Source organism: Thermogutta sp. (assembly GCF_014359955.1).
Taxonomy (GTDB): domain Bacteria; phylum Planctomycetota; class Planctomycetia; order Pirellulales; family Thermoguttaceae; genus Thermogutta.
The window spans coordinates 1-2,330 of the sequence record NZ_JACIYL010000704.1; the positions used below are offsets into that span (position 1 = coordinate 1).

A 2,330-nucleotide genomic window follows, 5' to 3' on the forward strand; every position below is an offset into this window, starting at 1 on the left:
ATCGAGCCGCCGGACGGTGGATTGGAGGGCCAACCGCGCGAAATATTCGCTGGGTCACACCGCTGGGAACCGAATCGTACGGCAGCCCCGTGGTCGCAGGGAACAAAATATTTTGCGGAACGAACAACGGCCAGGGATATGTACCGCGGTATCCGCCGAAAGTGGATTTGGGATGTCTCCTGTGCCTGAGCAGAGAGACAGGGACCTTTCTTTGGCAGTATTCGGCCCCAGTGCTGCCTGATTCCAGCATGAACTGGCCGGAACAGGGGCTGTGCTCCACACCTCTCGTCGAGAGGGACCGACTCTGGGTGGTCACGAATCGGGGATCTGCTGTCTGCCTCGATACCGAGGGTTTTTACGACGGCGAAAACGACGGTCCCTTCACACAGGAGGAATCTACAGACCTCCGTGAAGCGGACGTGGTGTGGGAGCTCAACATGATTGAATGGCTGGGGGTTCATCCCCGGTATATGACGTCGTCCTCACCCACGGCGTGGGGCGATTTGCTTTTTGTTGTCACCTCCCATGGTGCGAACGAAAAAGGCGAGATTGTCCGGCCGGATGCCCCCAGTTTTCTCGCGTTGGACAAAAAAACCGGAGAAATAGTCTGGGCCGATAATTCGCCCGGTGATCGCATTCTGGAAGGGCAGTGGTCCAGCCCCGCCTGTGCAGTCCTGGGAGGTGTCCCCCAGGTGATCTTTGGAGGAGGGGACGGCTGGGTCTATTCGTTTCTGGCAGAACGCACGACAGATGGAAAACCGAAACTTCTGTGGAAATTCGACGCCAATCCGAAGAAAACGCGTTTTGAGGAAGGGGGACTGGGCGATCGGAATTACCTGGTGGCTGCTCCCGTCATTGCCGATGGCAAAGTGTACGTGGTGACGGGGCAGGATCCTCAATGGGGTGAAGGCCCTGGCGATCTCTGGTGTATTGACCCTACCAAACGGGGAGATATTAGTGCCGAGTTGGTTGTTGATTCGGCGGGAAATCCGGTGCCGCCGCGGCGGACGTTCGCCGTCGATGAGAGCCGTGGCGAACGGGTGGTCGCCAACCCGAACTCGGGTGTCATCTGGCATTACCGCGGCCAGGACCTCAACGGGAATGGAAAGCTGGATTTTGAAGAAACATTACATCGGACATTGGGAATGCCCGCAGTGGCGGGAGGAATTCTCGTGGTGGGCGACGGCTCCGGAATTGTCCACTGTTTGGATGCGGAAAAAGGGCAACTATTGTGGACCTACGACATGATGGCCTCCGTCTGGGGATCGCCGTTGATTGCTGACGGGAAGATTTATCTGGGAGATGAGGACGGCGATGTGGCTGTTTTTGAACTGGCTCGTGAGATGAAACTGCTGGCCGAAAATCCCATGACAAGTTCCGTCTATACGACTCCGGTCGCGGTGGATGGCGTGCTTTACATCGTGACCCGGCGTCACTGTGTCGCGATCGGATCACGCTCCACGCATTCAACAGGCAAGACGCCGTGATAATGACGTGATAATGAAACCGCGAGCCGGGAACAGAAGAGCCAACGCTCGGGAGGTGCGGCGATGCAACCGGCAGAGAGACGCACAGCGTGGGTTTACGCCCTCGTGGCCCTCGGCGTACTCGGCGGGATGGACATGGAGAAACTTCAGGCACGCGACTGGTATGTGGCCGTGGATGGTCGCCCGCAAAATGCGGGAACCCGCGAATCGCCGTGGGATCTGGAGTCGGCACTGAGCGGCCGACAAGAGGTTGAGCCGGGGGACACGATCTGGATATCGGGTGGCACATATCGCTTCCCGGATCGGTCGCTCAACAGCCCGGGATTCACCGTTCGCTTAGCCGGCGAACCGGACCGACCGATTCACGTCCGTGCGCTGCCCGGGGAACGTGCCACGATCGACGGGGGCCTGAGCGTGGTCAGCCCCAGCGACTATGTGTGGATTTGGGGGCTGGAGATCCTCGTCTCGGAAAACTTCACGATGAGCCGTACACTGGATGAGCCTGGCTCACACCCGCAAAGCTACGGCCGACCATGGGGTGGGCTGAACATTCATGCGGGAAAGGGGTGCAAGTACATCAACCTCGTCATTCATGACAACGCTCAGGGAGTCAGTTTCTGGCGAGGAGCCACCGACAGCGAACTGCATGGCTGCATCATCTTCGACAATGGATGGAAGGCACCGGATCGGGGCCATGGCCATGCGATTTACACTCAAAATGAAAACGGCGTCAAAATCATTTCCGATTGCATTATGACAGGCGGGTTCGGATACACGATGCATGCCTACGGGTCGGAGCGGGCGTTCGTCGATCATTACCTGGTGGAGGGGAACGTCGCATAC

General features: G+C 58.2%; 1 protein-coding gene and 1 pseudogene. Both read left to right on the top strand.

Going from position 1 to position 2,330, the window contains the following annotated elements:
* A partial coding sequence (locus H5U08_RS16045; protein ID WP_297035340.1) for a PQQ-binding-like beta-propeller repeat protein occupies nucleotides 1-1,487 on the top strand: 1,487 nt, incomplete at its 5' end.
* A 63-nt stretch (nucleotides 1,488-1,550) separates the two neighbouring features.
* Nucleotides 1,551-2,330: pseudogene (locus H5U08_RS16050) on the top strand (hypothetical protein); the annotation flags it as partial.